At 52.8% G+C, this 21,667-nt stretch carries 14 protein-coding genes and 1 rRNA gene; 4 read left to right on the forward strand and 11 right to left on the reverse strand.

Annotated elements, in window-relative coordinates; genetic code table 11:
- Positions 1–13 precede the first annotated feature (13 nt).
- Positions 14–1,363 (reverse strand): hypothetical protein, encoded by a 1,350-nt coding sequence (locus P8N76_29140; GenBank protein ID MDG2385768.1) that lies wholly within the window; start codon positions 1,361–1,363, stop codon positions 14–16.
- A gap of 526 nt (positions 1,364–1,889) precedes the next feature.
- Between P8N76_29140 and P8N76_29145 the strand changes: the two genes are divergently transcribed.
- Positions 1,890–2,261 (forward strand): winged helix-turn-helix domain-containing protein, encoded by a 372-nt coding sequence (locus P8N76_29145; protein ID MDG2385769.1) that lies wholly within the window; start codon positions 1,890–1,892, stop codon positions 2,259–2,261.
- A gap of 361 nt (positions 2,262–2,622) precedes the next feature.
- Here P8N76_29145 and P8N76_29150 read toward each other — a convergent pair whose 3' ends face one another.
- From P8N76_29150 to P8N76_29165, 4 genes are all read right to left on the reverse strand, one after another.
- Complete coding sequence (locus P8N76_29150; protein ID MDG2385770.1) at positions 2,623–4,170, reverse strand: tripartite tricarboxylate transporter permease; 1,548 nt, start codon at positions 4,168–4,170, stop codon at positions 2,623–2,625.
- Between the two features lies 1 nt (position 4,171).
- Complete coding sequence (locus P8N76_29155; protein ID MDG2385771.1) at positions 4,172–5,557, reverse strand: tripartite tricarboxylate transporter substrate-binding protein; 1,386 nt, start codon at positions 5,555–5,557, stop codon at positions 4,172–4,174.
- A gap of 151 nt (positions 5,558–5,708) precedes the next feature.
- On the reverse strand, positions 5,709–7,643 hold the full coding sequence (locus P8N76_29160; protein MDG2385772.1) for a plastocyanin/azurin family copper-binding protein: 1,935 nt from the start codon (positions 7,641–7,643) through the stop codon (positions 5,709–5,711).
- Between the two features lie 73 nt (positions 7,644–7,716).
- Positions 7,717–10,356, reverse strand: a complete 2,640-nt coding sequence (locus P8N76_29165; protein MDG2385773.1) for a HEAT repeat domain-containing protein — start codon at positions 10,354–10,356, stop codon at positions 7,717–7,719.
- Positions 10,357–10,745: 389 nt separating this feature from the next.
- Here P8N76_29165 and P8N76_29170 point away from each other — a divergent pair, with 389 nt between their 5' ends.
- Both P8N76_29170 and selD read left to right on the forward strand, forming a co-directional pair.
- The gene (locus tag P8N76_29170; protein ID MDG2385774.1) at positions 10,746–11,696 is read left to right on the forward strand and encodes a sugar phosphate isomerase/epimerase; all 951 of its coding nucleotides are present in this window, start codon (positions 10,746–10,748) and stop codon (positions 11,694–11,696) included.
- A gap of 77 nt (positions 11,697–11,773) precedes the next feature.
- On the forward strand, positions 11,774–12,826 hold the full coding sequence (selD, locus tag P8N76_29175; protein MDG2385775.1) for a selenide, water dikinase SelD: 1,053 nt from the start codon (positions 11,774–11,776) through the stop codon (positions 12,824–12,826).
- Here selD and P8N76_29180 read toward each other — a convergent pair whose 3' ends face one another.
- The 6 genes from P8N76_29180 to P8N76_29205 form a co-directional block, all read right to left on the reverse strand.
- Entirely contained in the window at positions 12,827–13,633 is an 807-nt protein-coding gene (locus P8N76_29180; protein ID MDG2385776.1) for an RNA methyltransferase, read from the reverse strand.
- Positions 13,634–13,769: 136 nt separating this feature from the next.
- Positions 13,770–14,669 carry a TIM barrel protein gene (locus tag P8N76_29185; GenBank protein ID MDG2385777.1) on the reverse strand — a complete coding sequence of 300 codons (900 nt, stop codon included), beginning with the start codon at positions 14,667–14,669 and terminating at the stop codon, positions 13,770–13,772.
- Between the two features lie 105 nt (positions 14,670–14,774).
- Entirely contained in the window at positions 14,775–15,062 is a 288-nt protein-coding gene (locus P8N76_29190; protein ID MDG2385778.1) for a hypothetical protein, read from the reverse strand.
- A 387-nt stretch (positions 15,063–15,449) separates the two neighbouring features.
- Complete coding sequence (locus P8N76_29195) at positions 15,450–15,644, reverse strand: hypothetical protein (GenBank protein ID MDG2385779.1); 195 nt, start codon at positions 15,642–15,644, stop codon at positions 15,450–15,452.
- A gap of 111 nt (positions 15,645–15,755) precedes the next feature.
- Positions 15,756–15,974: a hypothetical protein gene (locus P8N76_29200; protein ID MDG2385780.1), complete on the reverse strand. Its 219-nt coding sequence runs from the start codon at positions 15,972–15,974 to the stop codon at positions 15,756–15,758.
- 133 nt (positions 15,975–16,107) lie between these two features.
- Positions 16,108–17,070, reverse strand: a complete 963-nt coding sequence (locus P8N76_29205; protein ID MDG2385781.1) for a N(4)-(beta-N-acetylglucosaminyl)-L-asparaginase — start codon at positions 17,068–17,070, stop codon at positions 16,108–16,110.
- 1,505 nt (positions 17,071–18,575) lie between these two features.
- Between P8N76_29205 and P8N76_29210 the strand changes: the two genes are divergently transcribed.
- Positions 18,576–21,667, forward strand: a 23S ribosomal RNA gene (locus P8N76_29210); the annotation flags it as partial.

Below are 21,667 nucleotides of genomic sequence, written 5' to 3' on the forward strand. Positions count from 1 at the left end.
TCGGATGACGATGCTACTTTATTCGTTTTAGACGGACTTGGATCGTGCCTCGATTGTCGGCCAGTCCCAGCCAATTGTCGTGGCAACGTAGATAGACGAAGCCTTCGTGCGAGGTTCGTAGAAGTGCTTTGGAGCCGAGAATTCTTGGCGGCTGCAATTCGAAATCATTCAGGATGACTGCTTCGAGTTGCCCATGCCCCGACTCATCTCCGTCGACATTCACTCGTGCAGCGTTTTTCGTGATCAACCAATCGCCAAGAGAAGTAAGTTGATAAGTCTCGTTGCGACCGACAAGAAGTTGGGTCGCTTGATAGCCTGCGTTCGCCTTCAGTTGTACCGTAATCGACTCGCCAATCTCGATCGAACTAAAGGTTTTTGACCAATTCCAGCGACAGAGATCGGCCCGATAGCCGTCACCAATGTTTTCCCCGAATTGTTTCAATTCGAAGTCGATGTTTTGCATGACTGGGCGAAAGAGGTCTTCAAATTTTACGCTGTTGTTGTTCAGAAATTGCCGCCCTAACATGCGAAAGCGTTTTTCATAATTTGGATTGTGATGCAGCAGGTAACAGAGTGCCCAACATTCAGCGTAAGCGACCTGTGCCGATCTGAGCCTTTTCGAATTGGTTGACTCCCAATTGTCGGTGGTAATATCAAAACCACTGTCCGCTCCGTTTTTATCCGTGTCTCGACCAATCATCTCGGAAATGGAAGCGGTGAAGTTTTCGCGCGCGAGTACCCGTTTTAGCGATAGGGGAGGGCCATTCTTTAACATGGAAAGTGTTTGTTCTCGACAAATGGCTCCGGTTTTCGGACTCGCATTCATCGCGAATAATTCCGCCATGCCTTCCCGATACCATTGTGGGCCGGCCGTTCCGAAAACTTGGAAGCAATAGGCATGGATGACTTCGTGTTCGACCACTCCTGGTTTTGTCGTCGCATAAATGCTTGTCTGCTTTACTACACCAGATTTGATCCTCTTCAAATCGAATACTGTTTCACCACCGACCAGCAAGAGTAGCTTGCGAGTGGACTCCTTCGGGAATGATTTCGCGGGCCAAGCTTCCAGGTCGTCGACCAAGTAACAGTGGATTTGTCCCTTTGAGCGACGTCCCCAGTAATTGATCCCAATTCTGAGCATCGATTCCATCTTCGACAGCCTGGCTTTGGCTGCGATCGCATCCAGATCGGTGTGAAGAATGAAATGGGTGGACCGAAGTTCACGAATCTGTTTTGGTTCCGCGGAACTCTCGCTGTCGTTCCCCCAACAGCTGGGCTGTTGCAGGAAAACGACCGTTAGGATAATCGGAATGTGAAAAAAAAACGATTTTCGTCTTTGATTAATACGGGGCCCCGTTCGCATCCAAGCAATTCTTTCGTCATGAGATTAAGTCAATGATGTGCTGCTTCAGCGGAATCTGCTCATGACGATAGACCGCGATCCAGGCGCAAATTTGCTTGCGGAAAGTAGCGAAATCTATCGACTCGGCTCGAGAATACGAACCTGCCTAGCCAGTTAGCGTTGTGACCGGACTGATGGTCCGCTCCACCGCAGCCAAAGAAATGGCATTGAACGCCTATTGTAGGTGAGTCTCTTCTATTCCTGTCCGCCGAAGTCTAAACCAGAGTCTCAACAACTACAAGGACAATTGTGCGCTGATTTCCTAATTGGTTTTGATTTGAACAACTATCTGGAGCGGCCGTCATTGCCTGTGCTGAGATCTTAACAATTGCGGATAGAAACGCCGCGTCAGATGATTCCTGCAGGAGTCCGTTGTGAGTCGTGCGAGGGAATGTTTTGACGTTTTAAGAGACAATCTGTGGCCGCTATTTATCTGAATCGAAGCGGGACAGTACAATGACCAAGGACTTACTGGACGAGGTAGACCATGAACCGCGATGAAGACAAAGAGTCGTCCTACGTTGCTTCATTCGAACTCGAGTTTCGTGAGCAAGAGGAGGTCGGGCGTCGAGCGACCTTAAACGACGAACAGCTTGCACCTCGCTCGGGTTATCTCGTGGAACTAGGCGGACAGCCAATCAATTTGGATTACGTCGAGTTTCGGATTCTGCGGTTTTTAGCAAAAACCCCTTATCGAGCTTACACGAAGAAACAAATTGTGCAGGCGGTGAGTAGCGAAGACCAACCGGTGGCCGAAGACGATATTGGGGCCCACATCACGTCGCTTCGCGGTAAGCTCGGTCTGTTTAGCGACTACGTTCAATCCGTTCCGCATGTGGGATATCGCTTTAAAGCGTAGCCGGCTGGGGCGTGATGCGAGTTTGACGCTTGTTTCGCCACGCTGTTGTCGCTCTCGGTTTGAGCGATGTGTCGCAAGCTTCCACCCGCTTCGGGTAACGATTTATTGTTTTGGCAAGCTAAATGCCATTTCGAAAACGTCAGCGCATCGGTGTATGGCGAGAATCTTCGGTTTTTTTCTTGAGTCTGATGGGGCGGGCCGCTTGGTGCGCCGTTGAAGTCTGAGCTCGCGATGGGAGAGACGGTAGTTCATCTCAGAAGTTTGAGGATGGTACGAGTCCGCAACCGGTTGGCGGTTTATCCTCTGTCCGCGGTGTTGCTGGCGACCTGGGCTCGAAATTCAGTCGGCTGAGTTGGCCGACTTATTCATGGGGCAAATCACCACTCACGGATGAGCGACGGCGTTTGGAAAAAATGAGGGGCCAAGCCCACAAGCTGAGGCAGCAGATCGCCAGGGTCCATGAAATGGGGGAGCTTAAAAACGCCAGCGGGGAATTCGATTTTGTCAGGCATTGAATGAATTTGTGTTCCAAGGCGCCACCTAAGATAATTCCTAACACGACAGGTCCGAGCGGCGCACCCAGGCGTTCGAGTAGGAACCCGAGGATTCCCATGACGAGCATCACCGTCACGTCGAAGTAACTCGCGTTCAACGAGAATGATCCGACGATGCAGAAGATGACAATGGCTGGGATCAAAATGTTTCGAGGAATGTGAACGAGCAGGGTGCCCGCTCGGATGGCGATCAGGCCGAGTGGGATTAGTAAGAGGTTTGCCAGAATGAAGGTGATGTAGATTCCAAACACCAAGACAGCTTGAGGTTTGGAGAGATCAAAGATGTCGGGGCCCGGTTGAATATTCTTCATCAGAAGCACGCCAATCGCGATCGCGGTGACCGAATCGCCGGGAATGCCAAAGACCAAAGCGGGGATCCAGGCACTTCCCAAGGCGGCGTTATTTGCTCCCGTGGCATCGGCGAGTCCTTCTTCAGAGCCTCGCCCGTATTTCTCTGGATGAGCTGAGAATCGTTTGGAGACCGCATATGAAATCCAGGCGGCGATGTCCGCTCCCGCTCCCGGCAGCATACCGATGAGCGAGCCGATCACACTGCTGCGAATCAACTGCGGTACACGGCGGATCGACATGGGGACGACGTACTTGATCACTGTCGAAATCGCGTTTTGGTCGTTGGTCGTACTTTCTTCGCCGTCGATTTCATCCGCCGGCCGGCCCAGATTGGAAGTGAGTGCGTTACGAAGTAACTCCGAAACCCCAAACAGGCCGATCATGGCGGGTATAAAATTGATTCCCGTAATCAGCTGATCAAAGCCGAAGGTTAATCGAGGTTCGCCGTAATCGGCTCCTAAACCGATCGTGGAGAGCAACAAGCCGATCAGCAACGCCAACGCTCCTTTGAGCCGTGAATCGTCGGAAACAACGGCTGCACAGGTGAGTCCTAGAAGGTAGAGCCAGAAATACTCGAAGCTCGAAAAATTTTCGGCAATCCGAGCAAGTAACGGGGCGGCAAAAATCAATACCAGCGTACCGAACAGGCCGCCGAAGACACTAAAGATCAACGAAATTCCCAATGAACGCCCCGTTTGGCCTCGTTGGGTTAACGCATAGGCATCTGAGGCATATGCGGCGGACGCTGGGGTACCCGGAATTCGAACTAGGGTCGCCGGAATATCGCCGGCGAAAATGCTACATGTCACCGTCGTCACAATAGCGGCGAGTGCTTGAATATCGGACAAGAAAAACGTTAATGGAACCATCAACGCCACCGCCATCGTCGCCGTGAGTCCCGGAATCGAACCCACGAAGATACCGTAGGCCGCTGACAATAGAATGATTCCCAAAACTTCCGGTGTCAGAATCAATTCCAACGCCGAGCTAAGTACTTCTAACATGTCACCATCCAAACCATCCGCGTGGCAACGGCACACGCAAAACGGTTGTGAAAAGCTGATAAATGCCCACGGTAAATGTGATCGCCAGCAAAATCGCCAGCCAGGGGCGAACTCCCATCCAGACACCGAGTCCGCACAAGATGACAAAACTGATAATCACAAAACCTACGGTTTCGGCAAATGCCGCGTAGAGCCCGATCGCCATCAGCACGAGCAGACAGCTGATCACGCCGTGCGGCGTGATTTGGAGTTTTTCTCTTTCGTCCCTGACGTCGCTCTTGTTGCGCGCGGATTGAATGACAATCCCGATGATTGTGGCTGCCATTAAGGCCACGATGATGTAGGGAAAGGTCATCGGGTTGAACGGATCCTCATTGACCGATTGCATCGCGTCACTTGTGAGTAACACGCCGAACTTTTGATCGGTCTCGCGCAGGAATTGATCCAGTTGAGCGCCCGTGCGATAGGTGTGGTCAAACCCTGATTTTTCCATGAATTCGGGGAAGGTTACGTCGGATACGGTCGTCTGACCGGCCACGATTCGATTCAATGCTTGCAGCAGCGTGCGTTGAACCTCTTTCGGTGTGCCTTTGGGAAGGGCCAGTGCCCGCCAGCCGCCCAGCGACCAGTCTGTTCCCTGTTCAGCAAAGGTGGGAACTTCTTCGTAGCCCTTCGCTCGTTCAGGCGACATTACGCCAAGCGGTCTTATTTTTCCAGCCTTATAGAGCGTTGCGGCTTCTGGCAGGCTGCAGCAGACCATATCAATGCCGCCACTAATCAAATCCTGTAAGGAGGGTCCGGATCCGGTTGACGATACCCAGACGACATCATCCGCGTTGAGACCCGACTCGATGAGCCAGCCTGCGATCGCCAAATGCCAGGCTCCTCCGGAGGAGGTCCCCGATGCCGTGAGCTTTTTCGGGTTTTGGCGAATGTCCGCTTCTAACTCTTCCAACGTTTGCCAGGGCGCGTCGGCGAGAACAAACAAAGCGGCATAGTCTTCGTTGACGGAGATCAAGGGTTCGCAAGAATCAACGTCTAATGAAGTCAAGCCGCTCCAATGCATCATGTTGAGCTCAAGTGTCGCCATTCCGATGGTGTAGCCATCGGGCCGAGCGTCCATCGCTCGGCTGTGACCGGTGACGCCTTTGCCCCCCGTCGCGTTAATGACGTTGACGGCCGTACCCAGTTCGCCTTCCAGATGTGCGGCCATGGTTCGTGACACACGGTCAGTGCCGCCACCTGCTGCCCACGGGCAAATCAGTAAGATTGGGCGATTGGGGTATTGATCCGTTTTGGAACAAGCACCAAGCAGAGAGACCGCTATCCCCAGAATCGTCACCCAAGTAAAGCGAATAAATTCGAATTTCGCCCTGCAACCGTTCATTAAGAGACGCCTCGTCAAGTTAGAAGAGTGCCTGAGGTTTGTTTCCTTTGGCCCGGATTATAACTCGCTGGCTACGACAGGTCATCTCCCTGTTTCGGCCAAATCTGTCATCACCCAATTCACAAGATGGAGCCGTTGCAACGCCCAATGGCTACTTGAAGAGCTCGTGATCGGCGTTGCCTCCGGCGATAAGGTAGGCCAGCAGGTCGTAGACGTGGCTTTCTTCGACGAGCGTGTTGAGCAATTGCTCGGGCATGGGGGAAAGCTTCGATCGGGAGATGTTTTCGATCGAAGCTTTGGCGATGATGGTGGGGTCACAGGTGGCAAGGGGATCTTCTTTAATCAGCAGCCTGTCTTCGCTGTCCTCGACGATTACCCCTCGTACGATCCGTCCATCGTCGATCTCGACGATCGCGGTCGCATACTTATCCTCCACTTTTTTAGAGGGGTGCATAATATGTTGGAGGATTTCGGTCGATGTTTTGTACTGCTCACTGATCTTCGTCAGCTCGGGACCGATCCGCCCGCCCTCATTATTGATTTTGTGACACGAGTAGCAGGATGCCTTGAGAAACATTCGTTGGCCATTTTCGAAGGATCGACCTTCGCTCAAGCGAGATAGGTTCTCAGACAACCGATCGTAGGTCCATTCCACAGTGCGAATGCCAAGTAATTCGTCGGCGGATGGTAAGACTGGGTACCTGGCAAAGTACTCATCGACTCGATCGACGACGACAATTGCACCATACATTTTGCTCCAGTGGCCCGGGAAAGTGCAGACGAACGCATAGGTGCCAAGTTGATCCGGAGCGACAAAAAACAGCGACTCACGATCATCTGGTTGAATCATGTTTGTTGCATGGAGAATTTTGTCCGACTCGGGAAGATAGCCACGTTCGATGGCATTCGCATCATTTTGCATGCGATCGGCCGCAATGCCGACCTCCTCGCGAGCCGCGGGCGAGTCAACGATTACCAAGTTGTGTGGCATGATGTCGTGATTTTCGAACACGATTTGCACGCCTTGTCCGGCCTGGAGCACGAGCACCGTTTGGTCATACCTCATTTGTTCTTCAATCGACTTGATGCGAATCGTCTTAACCGCCAGCCGTTTCAATTCGGATTCGATGACTGCTGCTTCATCTGATGGCAGGAGATTCGAAATGGTTTTTAATAGCTTCCGTGTATTCTGGGCGTTGGAGCTTGTTCGTTGGTTGAGTGGCATCTTTTCAAGGTGTTGTAGCAGACCTTTCGCGAGAGGTTGGTGTTGACCGGGAGTCCACCGGTCGCTGGAAATGTTGGTGATGGCTCGGATACAGGCGTCGGGGTGGGTGCCCTGTTGCACGAAAGTGCTGAATAGATCAAACGTGTCGCTACCTTGTTCATCCAATAACGCAGCCGCTTCAATGGCGGCACTTTGGATCTCGTTCGAGGGAGCGTTCTTGAGAAGTGGCTTAACCTGTTGGAACAGTTGTTCTCGGGATATCTCCGTCGGGAAATGCGGCACCGCACGAAGTAAATCCAACAAGATGGCGTTGGATTCTGATGCGAGTTGCCAGGCCTCAACCGTTGATTGGTCGGCGGCAACGAGTGCAGCCAGTGCGGCTTGACTGGTTACTGGGACTTTGGCTTCCATGCCGAGTCGTTGCAGAGCATCTCGATGTCTTATTAGGTCGGGGCTTGGCTGTCGTGGCAGTAAGCGGGTTAGATCTGCGAGTATGTCAAGTTGGTTTTCCGCCTGGGGATGGTTGTCGAATTGTTGGATCCACGGGAGGAGTTCCGCGACGGGATCTGTTTTGCGGATCTCGGCGAGTTTTTCGATCGCTTCGAGTCGAGCAGCCTCGGGGATCTGGGTGCGTTTCAAGAACTGGATGCAAACCGGTTCGGCCCGTTCAAATTGCAGTAATTCAGTGACATCGCGGGTTCCCAGATAGCGATCGGCGATGACAGGGTTGCGAATGAATCGCGGCAGAGGTTTCCGCTTCGCCAAATCATCGGCTTGCGTTCGTGCTCCCAGGCCGATGGTACCCAGGGTCATCAGGCAGCAGAGCAAGCAAAGCCAATGCGTGCTTGTGCGGGTCAACATCGCGAGCCTCTTTTGATGGCAAGTGACGGAGGGCAAGAAACTCGAATACAACTTCGCGCGTGCAGATGATCGCTCACTGGAGATAAGGATCCAGCGTGTCCATCGTTTCCTTTAACGTGTACTTTAAGTACGTGTCGTCGGGTTCGGCTAAGGACGAGAGGGCGATTTCGGCGGCGGTGATTGCCTGTTCATCTCGGAAGAAACTGCAGGCTCTGACTGCTTCCAATCGTACACGAGGGTGTTCGTCAACAGCTCGATCGGCCAGCAATCCGAGGGGATCGTCAAGTTGATCACGCCAATAGCAGAGCACTCGTGTGGCTGCTGCTCGTGCACGCGGTTCAGGTGAGTTCAGAACTTGTTGCAACAGTTGGTCGTCCACTTGGTTGTGGTGTTGCAGCACCCAAAGTGCTTCCAGTCGATGATGCTCGTAGTCCGGGTCAGCCGAATTCAATCCACTCAGCCAGTTCTTGATAGCGGCCGCCACCTCTTCAGTGTCGTGCAGACGTAATTCGAGACGAGCTCGATAGCGGGTTCGGTCTTCGGGTTCTTTGAGAAGGTCCAGTAATACCGGGGTGGGTTGACCCGCGATCTGGACCGGCTCTAATAATGGACGATCTTTGCAACTGATTCGCCAGATCCGTCCGTGCTCGTGGTCTCGACTCGGATCTCGAATCGAGTGCTGCATGTGTCCGACTAAAGCATTTTGCCAATCGCAAACGTAGAGAGCCCCATCCGGCCCAAACTGTAAGTCGACGGGGCGGAAATTGCGATCTTTGGATCGGACAATGAATTCAATTTCTTTCGCGTTGAACCCCGATCCATCATCGTTCATTTGATGTTGGTAAACCCCCTGTTCTCCAATGCAATTATTCAGCAAAAAGTTGCCTTGCATTTCTTCCGGGAAATGGCGGCTGGAAACAAATTCGCAACCGGCCGTGGGCCGAAAGCGTTTCTTGATGAATTGGTTCATTCCACGATGTTTGCGGTGATAGCCTACATGTCCGGAAAAGGCGGTACCGAAATAGTTGGCTCCGCCTGATGCGTCCGCGACAAAGTTTTGGCCCCAACGGTCGAATACATGTCCCCAAGGATTGGCGAAATTATAGGAGACGAAAACGTCGAGCTTTTCTGTGCGTGGTTCGTAGCGAAAAACACCCGAGTTTTTTAGTCGGACGGGCCCATGTGGGGTTTCAATCTGGCTGTGATGAAAGGTGCCTTCTTGGAAGTATAAAGCTCCGCCAGGGCCCCATTCGAAGGCGCTGATCGCGTGATGCGTGTCAGCTGAATCGAAGCCACGTAGCTGGCGAATGCGGAGATCTGCACGGTCGTCGCCGTCGGTGTCCCGCAAAAACAAAATGTCAGGTTGTTGAGCCACATAGGCCCCACCATCTGCCAACTCGAAGCCCGTGGGGACATGCAAGTCATCGGCAAACACAGTGCACTTGTCCGCTCGCCCGTCGTGGTCCGTATCCTCCAGGATCAACAGCTTGTCATTGACGTCTGTCTTTGGCTGATACTGAGGATAGGATGGCATGCAGACCACCCAAAGTCGTCCCTGGGCATCAAAGGTGAACTGGACTGGATTGGCGAGTTCCGGGAAATCTTGTTCGGAGGCAAAGCAATTGATTTCAAAACCCGGAGCTAATTCGAACTGTTCGATCGCTTGATCCGGACTCAAGTAATCGAGCTGTCCGGTTTTTCCTTGTTGTTCGATGTTGAAGTTGGTTTTGACGGGGATGAAATCAGGGGCGTTGCTGTCGTCGATCGTTTCGGCAACCGGCTGACCTTTGGCAACCGCCCAAATCCGTTGGTCCCGATTGGCCGTCATTGCATCAAGAATCTCCCGTTCCCGTTCCATCACGTCACGATTCGAGATGGATTTGTCGGGCTCAAAACGTAAATTCGAGCGACCCCCGTAAATGTAGAATCCATCGACAGCTCGATATCGATGCCACCACTGGAAGTTCTTTTCATCAATCTGGGCTTTCAATTTGGCGTTAATTGTGTCACTTGAGCCAGCAGCACCGAATAAGCCCTTGTCGAGGATTTTTGCCAACTGTTGATGGCCTGCGTCATTGAAATGCACTCCGTTGATGGTCAGTTGCTCGTCACCTTCAAGCATTTGCTGGCTCGGCGAAAATAAATCGACAAAACCGACACCTGTCTCAACCGCTACTTCTTTCATCGCTTCGGTGTACAGCCGCAGGTTTTCATTGATCGGAACGACGTCCGGACGATTCGAATCACCGAAATCTTCGTGGGCGTTCGGCGAGATCAGAACGATGCGCGGTGCCGCCTGGCCATCGAACTGCTTGCCTTGTGTTTGTGCGATTAGCTTTTTTAAATCGGCCTTGAACGAGACAATTCCCTCGGGGCCGGCAAATGCTTCCGTCGCGCCGAAGAAATAAAGAATCACCGAAGCAGAACTGTGTTTCAGATGGTCATCGGGGCTGCCAAAGTTCGCCGAGCGAGGACGCAGGAACGCTTCATCTGCCGGGAAGCAAAGGTTGCGAACGACCAGCTTGTGATCCGGGTAGCGTTGGTGTAAATGCGATTCCCAGTAATTAGCATGTTGGAGGCTTTCGCCCAATCCATTACCTACCAAACAAATGTGATCGCCTTTTTTTAGCTCTAAAGCCTCTGCGTGAACATGAGCCACCATGGCACTGGCCAGCCAGCTGACAACCAATAATCGGATTGCTTGTCCGTTCATCGTATCTCCATTTCTTAGCAGTGAAATTCTTGTCGAATTGAGTCGACCTGAAAGCTCGGAGGGAAGTGCCTTCCGCGACGATAATTGGCAGGGAGGGATGCGTGAGGCGAAGAAGGCTCGAAGATTGTCGATCGGGCCAACGACACCCCGGTTCGAAGTGGCAGGCTTCCCGCAGTATACAGCAAAAACGAGCCGTTGCCGAACGGGGAGTTCAGTTCAAGCAGTGAAACAGCCGAACACGATTGAATACCGATCAACGTCGGGGTGAGTTTACATCAGCCGGTGGCTGACGTACGATCCAAGCCTGGCTGGGTTGGGGATTCGTGCCCCTACGGCCCTGGTTCCCAATAATTGCGGACTTTTCCATTTGCATTTCTTGAGGTGTTCCCATGTCGATTAACCGTCGCAAATTCCTCTCAGCTTCTGTCGCCACGGCGACGGCTACATCGGTCGCGCTGGCTGGACAGCGACCTGCTGCTCATGCTGACGACCAGACGACCTCGACTCACCACCCAAATCCGATTGCTATTTCGTCATATTCTTTTTGGCGCTACAACGACGCCACAAAACTTCCGATTGAACGTTGTATCGATCTCGCGTCTGAGATGGGGTTTGATGGTTTCGAAGTATTGCATGTTCAAATGCAGGACGAATCAAACGGGTATTTGCAAAAGCTGAAACGTCGCGCGTTTGTCAATGGAATGTCGTTGTGCGGCTTTTCGACCCATCAGGGATTTGTCAGTCCAGATCCGGCAGTCCGCAAAAAAAACATTGACCATACACGCCGCTGTATGCAATTGGCTCACGAGATGGGAATTCCCACCATGCGAGTGAATACGGGACGCTGGCGGACGACGAAAAGTTTTGATGAACTGATGGCGAACAAAGGAATCGAACCTCGACTTGAAGGTTACACAGATGCCGAAGGCTTTGAATGGGTGATTGATAGTTTTGAGCAACTCATTCCAGACGCAGAAAAATACGGGGTTCTGATGGGACTCGAAAACCACTGGGGGCTGGGGCGGACGGCCGATGGGGTGTTGAAGATTGTCGACGCCGTTGACTCGCCTTGGTTGCAAGTCACGTTGGATACGGGGAATTTTTTTGAAAACCAGTTAAAGCAGTATCGTCAAATGGCGCCGAAGACGGTTTTTGTCCAAGCGAAGACTTATTACGGCGGGGGCAAATGGTACACGCTTGATGTGGATTACCCTGCCGTGGCAAAAATATTGCGAGAGCAGAATTATCGAGGTTTCGTTTCGTTGGAATTCGAAGGGAAAGACGATTATGAAACGGCTATTCCCCAAAGCCTAAAACTTTTGCGAGCTGCTTTTGCCTAATTATTTTGAAATGGCTTCAATTGATGCGACGCTGGGTTTCTTGCTAAACAATTAATATCAGATGGAAAGAAGTGCGGATGCCTTTATTTGGACGAAAAAAACGTCTCGTTGATTACGCCAGTTGTGCTGGCTGAGCGGGAAAGCTTCCCCAGGAGGGAATTGCACAGGTTGTGCAAGGATTGCCAAAGTTTGAAGATCCCAACTTGTTGGTTGGAGCGGAAGGTTTCAGTGATGCGGGGGCTTACCGATTGCGCGATGATCTACTGATCATTCAGTCGCTTGATTTTTTTCCACCGCTGGTGGATGACCCCTTCGTTTTCGGTCAAATTGCTGCCGCGAATTCTTTGAGCGACATCTATGCGATGGGTGCGAGCCCCACGACAGCACTTAACATTGTCGGGTTTCCAGACGATAAGCTCGAGCTCTCGATTCTTGGCGAAATATTACGGGGTGGTGCCGATCGGGTGCAACAGGCAGGGGCGGTGATTGTAGGTGGCCACACCGTTCGAGATACCGAAATCAAGTACGGTTTATCGGCGACTGGCGTCGTAACGCCAGATCAGATGCTGACCAATCAAGGTGCCAAGCCAGGGGACGAGTTGTGGCTGACAAAACCACTCGGTACGGGCTTCATTACGACTGCGTTCAAGATGAATCGTTGTCCCGAGCAAGTAATCCTTGCCGCCTGCGACAGCATGAAACGTCTGAATCGAATTGCGAGTGAAGCAGCGATTGCCTCTCAAGCCAACGCCGTTACCGACATCACCGGATTCGGGTTGGCAGGTCATGCCAGTGAAATGGCGCAAGCCAGTCAGGTTACGGTTTTACTGGAAAGTGCCCAACTGCCCGAATTGCCAGGGGCGGCAGAGCTGGCGGAACGGGGGAATCGGACACGCGCCAGTGACAGTAATCGCAGTTTTGCCGAACATCTGATGCGCATCGAAGGCAAAACCGATTCACTCAAGGTCGAGTTTTGTTTTGACGCACAGACTTCGGGGGGGCTCTTGATCAGTTTGCCCCCCGAACGGGCGTCTGGATTGCAGGAACAGATTGTGGCGAACGGTGAGCCGGAACCCGTACGGGTTGGCGAAGTTCTATCGCAAGGCGATGTGGCTTTGATAATTACTTAGTCAAAGCTGGCCATCATTTGCTGCGATTGAAAACTGGTAAAGGAAAATACCACTCGCTGTGGCCACATTCAGGGAGTCGGTTTTTCCTGCCATAGGGAGTGTGACCTGTCGATCCGACATCGCGATCCATTCAGCCGACAAACCGTAGCCTTCTCCGCCAAAAAGCAAGGCGGTACGGGACGCACGATGGAAGTTCATGAGAGTCTCCGCGCTTTTGTCGAGTACGGTTGCGACAACTTGATAGTTGGTTTGCTCTCTCAGTTGTTGCAAATCTTTAGTTAGGTTGACGGCCGTGCGAATGGGGAGGCGGAATACGTTGCCCATCGAGACGCGCACGACTCGACGTGAATAAGGATCTGCTCCCGTCGGGCCTAGCAGCATGCCGGTGGCTCCAAACGCTGTCGCATTGCGAATGATTCCCGCTAAATTCGTCGGATCGCCAATTTCTGGGCAGACGACGATGAGCGAGCTAGAGCCCTCGCCTGTCAGCGAGAGCAGGGACGGTTCAGGGGGACGGCGGACGCTCGCGACTTGCCCGCGGTGAAACTCAAAGCCGACGATTTGACTCAACAGCTCGTTCGCTGCCACATAAATTGGCAGTGAACAGGGCGTTGACTCGTCGAGTTCCTCGACATACCGCTCATCGGTCAAGATTGATTCTAAGCTGAATTGGCTGGTGATCGCTCGTGCGACCGCCAACTTACTCTCTGCGATGAAGGTGTTGAACGGGCGGGATGACTTGCGATTTAGGTGGCGATACCGTTCTACGCGGGGGTCGGCAACTTCGCGGATCCTGAATTGTGGCATAGGGCGTTGGCGTCTGATTCCCGAAGTATTCGGTTCCGTTGGCGATTTTCAGCTCAGCAGCGTGCCAGCCCTCAGATCGGCTCCAACGGAAGGCGCATTTTGACTCTTACAAATCAAAGAATGGCTTTGACGGGGGTTAGCGTGCCAGCTTCTGTTGGGCGCCGCCGACATATTGGTCAAAGATGCTTTTTTGCTCGCTTAATCGCTTCGCAACTTCATGCGGTTTGACGTCGCCCCTGGCTTCCAGCAATAGCCAACCGTCGTAATTCATTTGCACGAATAGTTCCACCAGTTCGGCGAATGGATAATCCTTGTTCTGCAAGGCTCGGATGTGGGCCGTCTGTCCAAAGTAGTCCTTGACGAGATTAAAATTGGCTCGAAGTCCTTTGCCTTGTAAATCCTGTCGATTTGAATTCCAGCAGGTACGCACATTTTTGTGGTTGGCGGCTTTGATGACCGCAGCATGGATCGGAATTTCGGAAAAGCCACCGTGGATTTCCAGCCGGATTTCTTGGCCATGTTCTGCCCCGAAATCTCCCAATTCGTGCAGTGCCGCGCCGACTTGGGCCAGTGTTTGTTCGTGGGGTACGTCGTCATGAAAGCGATCGCCTTTCACTTTGACCCCCGATCCCCCCACCTGTTGGCTTAAAAGGATGAAATCTTTGGTGGCCTGGATTGCCGCCTTGACCTTCGCAGGATTCCGGTCATCGTACCGCTCGTTGCTGCCCATACCGACGAGGGTTACCGGGCTATCGGCCAGTCTCGCTTTCACCTCGCGTCGCTGTGGCGGAGTCAGGTCCCGTTCCACACCATGCCGGTGAGTTGTACGAAGTTCCAAGCCCAGAACCCCGCTCTGTTCGCAGACTTCGATCAGCTCGGGCAGCGTCAGATCCTTACCCCAGAGATAGGTTACCAGCCCGAGTCGACACTTGTCGCCGACGGCGGCCTGTGCGCGATTCGAGAGCATAACGGGCAGAGCGGCCGCACCCAGGAGGGCAGACGATTGGCGTAAAAAGTGCCGTCGATGATACGACATTGGGGCGGAACTCCTCATGGATCGGTCGGAAGCGGTGATGGGCACCATCATAACCGACGATCCTGGGAATTCCACACAGATCACGAGGATGTTGCGGCCAAAAGGCTACGCTGCTAGGCGCCGAGGCTCGGAAATTCGCCGGGGCTCCGATTCCATCAATAGATTGGTGCGTCGAAGCATGTTCCCCTCGGCGTCGTAGTACTGAATGATACCAATATCAATCAGCCACATCGCCATCAGATCGGCGATTCGATAGGAACGGGCACAAAGACGGCCGTCATCAATCCTGACGGTTTCATTGACGTCACACAGGGTCATCTCACTAATGCCTAATTCGAGAAAACCATGGTGGACGATCTCTCTTACTTCTGCTGCATCCGGGCAGATTCTCATCGCAACCTCCTGTTGCCGTTATCGATTGTCCGTCGCTTCGATCGCAATTTACCCAGAACGGAAAGACGGTAAAAGCCGAATCGCTTGCCAACGCCAAAGTTCTCGTGATTAATGACTCGGCGGTGATAGCAATGCTGCTGCCTGCGTCGGTTGACGTTGGCCAACGAAAATACGGGCCCTTCGCATCCATGCGATTCACAAGTGTGAGCCGAAACTCACTCGGGTAAAGCCCCTTCTACGAACAGTAATCGTTATCGGTTCGTGGGGCTGCTGGACCGTGAGAAATCGGTTGGGTGTTTGTTTCAACCGATTGTCGGGGACGCGTAAAGTGAAACGATGGAAACCGTTTGCCGAACTGCAACGACGAGCGATCTTTTGCCGGCGGCCTTAGTGAGCGGCCAACGCCTGGTTGATCGCCACCGAGGTCTTGCCAGTCAGGCTGCTGTGCCACGCGACTTTGCCGTCTTTTCCCACGACAATTTCGGTCGGATACACTTTCACTTCCAAATCTTCGATCGCCTTGACCGCACCGTAGGCATTGGGCCAGGGGATGCCATTGTTCTTGATAAACGTTTCGCTCAATTGCAGCGAACTGGCATCTTCTGGGGTAAGTCCGATAAAGACGACGTTCGGGTTTTCTTTGAATTCTTGATAGGCCTGAACCAGGCTCTGTGCCGACTCGTGGCAAGCGCCTCACCAGTAAGCCCAAATATCGATCACGACGACCTTGTTTTTCAAATCGGCCGAACTGGGGCCGGGGCCATTGAGCCAGCCTTCCGGCAGGATGGGGGGCATCGTTTCCCCGACGGCCAGCGGCGCGTCGGGCGATGGAGCCACAGCTGACGGAGCGCAGCCAGTGTTACTGACAATCCACGCGAAGAGCAGCAAGGTCAGCGAACGGGTGTGTTTCACGGGTGTCCTCATTCGTGTTTTGGGGAAGCGGTGGTTAGGAGACGAACTCGAATCTCTGCTCGATTGTACAGGATCGATGGGTGCCGACGAATCTCGAATCGGGTGGGGCAAATAAAAGCGAAAAGCTCCGAACTTAGCTTGCTGCTACGGTCAACACTTCACTGTAACCCGGATAGGTCACAGCGTGTGGGAAGTCGTCTGTGCCTGCTGCACCAAACCGACCTTGTTTGTCGAGGGCGATAAAGTTGATTGCTAGTTCCTTGCCTTTGGGTTCATTCGCGGTCAACCGCGAGATCGCTTTTTTGCAGGCTTCTGTTGGGTGAAGCCCTTGTCGCATGAATTCAACGATTAAAAAAGAGGCGCAATATCGCATGACGTTTTCACCGATGCCGGTCGCACCGGCTGCGCCGACTTCGTTGTCCACATAGAGTCCGCTGCCGATGATCGGAGAATCACCGACTCGGCCAGGCAGCTTGCCGCCCAAGCCGCTCGTGGAACAGCCGCCGGATATCGTTCCATCGGCGCCGAGCACGAGCACAGTGATCGTATCGTGGTTGTCAGGGCCGCCAGCTGGAGCCTGTTTTGGCTTGGGATCGCGGTCGCGTTGACGCCATGCTTTTGCCTGTTGGGGGCGTTTGGAAATGTCGACCGATTCAAAACCCTCCTCCAGAGCAAACCAGCGAGCTCCGTCGCCGGCCAAAAGGACGTGTGGGGATTTGTCCATCACACGGCGGGCAACGCTTATCGGATGTTTGAAGCCTTCGATCGCTGCGACGCCCCCGGCTGTATGTCCCGGGCCATGCATGATGCAGGCATCTAGCTGGGAAAAGCCCGCGGCATTGGGCGTGCCACTCAGGCCAACCGATGAATTGCCGGAATCTTCGATCACTCGAATGCCTTGCTCGACACCATCGAGCGTCGAACCGCCGTGCAGAATGGTATTGAGTGCCTTGTCGTTGGCCTGTTTGCCGAATTTCCAGGTTGAGATGATTAACGGACGTTTGTTTGTTTGCTGATCTGCCGACACGCTCCCCGATAACATTGCACCACCTGTGAGAAAAGCTGCACTACGCAAAAAATGACGTCTGTCGACCATTCTTGTCCGTATCCTCTCGTGTTAATCCGCAGGAATTCCTCTCCCTCTACTTTGTACTGTAGCCATTAGCAGCTGTCATCCAACAATTCTTAAGCGGTCGCTGCTCAATCCGTCGATCGATGCAGATTTTGGCTGCTCGAAGCCCGATTAGCCAAGCTTTTGGTCCGAACCGGCACTCGTTTGCGCTTGGGTTCCGCCGCTGGGGAGACGTTTCAGCCACCGAATCATCGGTTGGGGTCAAGCTTTTATCCTCTCCGGGCCGTGTGCTTGCCGGCAGCCGTATCGCGTCGCTTTTATTTGATTTCCGAATTTGATGCGCAGGCCCCGTCTTAATGGGCCCCGTCTTAATGGGCCAGCTACCGATTGCTCTGGAAACGCCAATTGTCCGGGCGGTTGGATTGTCGGGAGTTCGTCTGTGGGCTTTGCAGCGGATCCTTCAACAGTCTCATCTCAAGAGCTTCTTCATTGATTCTCAGTCTGGCGGACTTAGGGCTATTTCTGCTCGTGATGATGGGGATTTGTGTTGTTGTTTGACCGCGAGCTGACGGGCTTGCTTGGGGATTCTCGGGGCAGAATGCCGATCGCGGTTGAAATGGCGATTCGTTTTCGGGGTTTAGAAGTCGATTTTTGATTGTCGTTTTGGTTGTTCCGAACTCTTTCATGGGGCGCCCTCAGGTCTCAACTTGAATTTTTTGATCAGTTTTTTGTCTTTCTTACAAGTCGCTTGCTGGCGATGCTAACGGCAGCCGCCAGCGATCTTTTGCGTTCTCGCGGTAGCAACGGTGAGGGTAGGTTAGAGCTGCTATATAAGCATAGTATTGGTGTTGGCGCTCACGGGCGAGAGCCAAATTGACCGCTCTCCCATTAGGTAAAGTGGCGCGATCGAATCAGTTTGCGTAAACGACAGGACGGCGGTTTGTAAAAAAATCGCAACAGGGATATAGACGAGCGTTTACATCTTCCGATAGACTATTCGCTTCGCCAGTTGGGAAAGCAATGGAGCTATCCGAATGGAAAGGAGTGTGACCCAGTTTGACGTGTCACTAGCGTGATCGTCAGCGGGTTCTTCGGTCGCTTGTCTTGGCATGCACCACGCACCCCTTGAAGCTTTGTTTTCGACAGCCCTTGACGGCTTTCGAGCAAAGGGATAAACTCCGGGACTTCACCCCAGCGGTGAGACGACAACGGGTCAGCTTTGGTTGGCTCGGGACTGCTTCGGCAGTTTTGATCCTTGGCAATTTGGTTGTGGTAATTGGCATCTAAAAGATGTCGGCTGAGTTTTATGCTCATGAAGACTTTGGTCAGATTGAGTGGTAAAGCGAAGTCGACTCTCCACGAGTGTCTGGACCAACTTTTGAAGGGCGAGAGCCTTGCAAGATGTTGGACAGATTCTTTTGAAAAAAAAATCGTTGCGACGTTCCAGCTTGCTTGCAAGTTGGAACGAGTAGAGTGTGGCCTTCAGGCTTTCTCATGCGAGTCTTTGGACTCGAGTGTTGAATGTTTGTGGTCAAGCTACTAAGGGCGCACGGGGGATGTCTTGGTGTTAGGAGGCTTTGAAGGGCGTGGAAGTCTGCGAAAAGTCCGGGGGAGTTGACAAACGAGCGATGATCCTGGAATCCCTGAACTGGCTTGTACTGAATACATAGGTATGAGTAGCTAACCCGGTGAACTGAAACATCTAAGTAACCGGTGGAAAAGAAAGAAAAATCGATTCCGTCAGTAGCGGCGAGCGAACGCGGAATAGCCTAAACCGTGGGGATTTTCCTCGCGGGGTTGTAGGGCCTCATGAAGGAGTTACAAAACGATCTGCTAGTAGAATGTTCTGGAAAGTTCAACCACAGAGGGTGACAGTCCCGTAAACGACAGCTGTATCGTCTCCGTTATTATTGAGGTTCCTGAGTAGGTCGGGTCACGTGGAACCCCGACTGAATCTACGGGGACCATCCCGTAAGGCTAAATACTCCCTAACAACCGATAGTGAACTCAGTAGGGTGACTGAAAGATGGGAAGAACCCCTGCTAGGGGAGGTTACTGAACCTGAAACCGTGTGCCTACAAGCGGTCGGAGCACCATGTCTTCGGACGGTGTGACGGCGTGCCTTTTGCATAATGATCCGGCGAGTTACCGTCACTGGCTTGGTTAAGGCCTTCCGGGCTGAAGCCGTAGGGAAACCGAGTGTTAATAGCGCGAAATTGTCAGCGGTGGTAGACGCGAAACTGGGTGATCTACCCATGGGCAGGGTGAAGCGCGGGTTATACTGCGTGGAGGCCCGAACACACTTAGGTTGAAAACTGAGGTGATGACCTGTGGGGAGGAGTGAAAGTCTAATCAAACCCAGAGATAGCTCGTTCTCTCCGAAATAGCTTTAGGGCTAGCCTCAAGCCACTACGTACCGGGGGTAGAGATACTGAATTGGATGGGGGTCCTTACCCGGATACCCCACTGAACCAAACTCCGAATACCGGTACGATTATCTTGGGAGTCAGTCCACGTGGGATAAGCTGCGTGGTCGAGAGGGAAACAACCCAGACCGTCGGTTAAGGTCCCGAAGTCATGCTCAGTCACTAAGGAAGTTGAGTTGCCGTGACAGCCAGGATGTTGGCTTAGAAGCAGCCACCATTTAAAAAGTGCGTAACAGCTTACTGGTCGAGCAATTCTGCGCCGATAATGAACGGGAGTAAGCATGACACCGAAACCGCGGATTCAGTGATTCTTCGGATGATCTGAGTGGTAGGAGAGCGCTGTACGTCAGATACAAGCCGTACCGAAAGGAGCGGTGTCGGGGCGTACAGGTGATTATGCCGGAATGAGTAACGATAAAGCAGGTGAGAATCCTGCTCGCCGAAAGCCTAAGGTTTCCTGGGGAAGGTAATTCCGCCCAGGGTTAGCCGGTACCTTAGTCGAGGCCGAAAGGCGTAGACGATGGATAGCAGGTCAACATTCCTGCGCCACAAGTGTGGACCGATGGAGGGACGGCGTCTGTAAGGTGAGCGGTACGACTAGAAATGTCCGTGGGCTCTTTCAAGACAGGGGATAGGAAAATCCACCCCGCACGTCAAGGAAGAGTACCGACTGCGTTTATGTTCAGGAAGTCATCTGAAAGACGTCCAAGAAAAGCTTCTAAGGGTTGAAGCACTTGTGACCGTACTAAAACTGACACAGGTAGGCGAGACGAGAAGTCTCAGGCGCTCGGGAGAACGGTGGTTAAGGAACTCTGCAAAATGGCCCCGTAAGTTCGCGATAAGGGGTGCCCCTGGTGGTTCACGCTGCTGGGGGTCACAGTAAATCGGCTCCTGCGACTGTTTATCAAAAACACAGGTCTCTGCTAACACGTAAGTGGATGTATAGAGACTGACGCCTGCCCGGTGCCGGTAGGTTAAGGAAGCGGGTTAGCTCTTCGGAGTGAAGCTCTCGACCGAAGCCCCGGTAAACGGCGGCCGTAACTATGACGGTCCTAAGGTAGTTTATCTGCCCATTTGTTGAGCAATCTTCAAATAGTCCTTGGCTATATGCTGGAAAGTCTGAGTATCCGACGGTACTCGAGAATTGGGGACGGGTTCGCCCGTATTCAGTTGTCAGTGAAAATCCGTTCGGTGCAGATCATCAGCAGGAAACCAACGTTGTAAGCGAAGATTCGTCTTCGGTTACGATTAGTAGGATCCTCAGAGACTGTACGCCAAGCATCCAGTCAGCCCTCGCGTTGAACAATTCGTTGTTCGTCGGTTGGGTAGGCGGGATGAAGAGCCAGTCCGAGCTGCATGGCGACATGCAGAGATTGGCAGAAATGTCCAATCCACCTCACTGCGTACATCCACCCGCTTGGTGGTTGTGTCTATCCCTTCTGAAGCGAGATGAACGCGTTTCAGCGAGAAGGTAGCAGATCGAGGTAGTAACAAACTGAGCGAAGTTCCTTGTCGGGTAAGTTCCGACCTGCATGAAAGGCGTAACGACAGGAGCACTGTCTCAACCACCGACCCGGTGAAATTGTAGTCGTGGTGAAGATGCCACGTACCCGCGGTTAGACGGAAAGACCCCGTGAACCTTTACTGTAGGCTGATATTGGGCTGAGGTATGTTTTGTGTAGGATAGGTGGGAGGCTTTGAGACGGAAGCGCCAGCTTTCGTGGAGCCGTCCTTGAAATACCACCCTGGATATGCTTTATTTCTAACGCTGATCCCGTGAAACCGGGCAGCGGACAGTGTCAGTTGGGCAGTTTGACTGGGGCGGTCTCCTCCCAAAGAGTAACGGAGGAGTGCAAAGGTACCCTCAGCCTGGTTGGCAATCAGGCGTAGAGCGCAAAGGTAGAAGGGTGCTTAACTGTGAGACTCATCAGTCGAACAGGTGCGAAAGCAGGTCTTAGTGATCCGGTGATCCCGTATGGAAGGGTCATCGCTCATCAGATAAAAGGTACTCCGGGGATAACAGGCTTATCGCTTCCGAGCGTCCATAGCGGCGAAGCGGTTTGGCACCTCGATGTCGGCTCATCACATCCTGGGGGTGAAGAAGCTCCCAAGGGTTTGGCTGTTCGCCAATGAAAGTGGTACGTGAGCTGGGTTCAGACCGTCGTGAGACAGGTCGGTCCCTATCTGCCGTGGGC

It is taken from the genome of Pirellulaceae bacterium (assembly GCA_029243025.1).
GTDB lineage: Bacteria > Planctomycetota > Planctomycetia > Pirellulales > Pirellulaceae.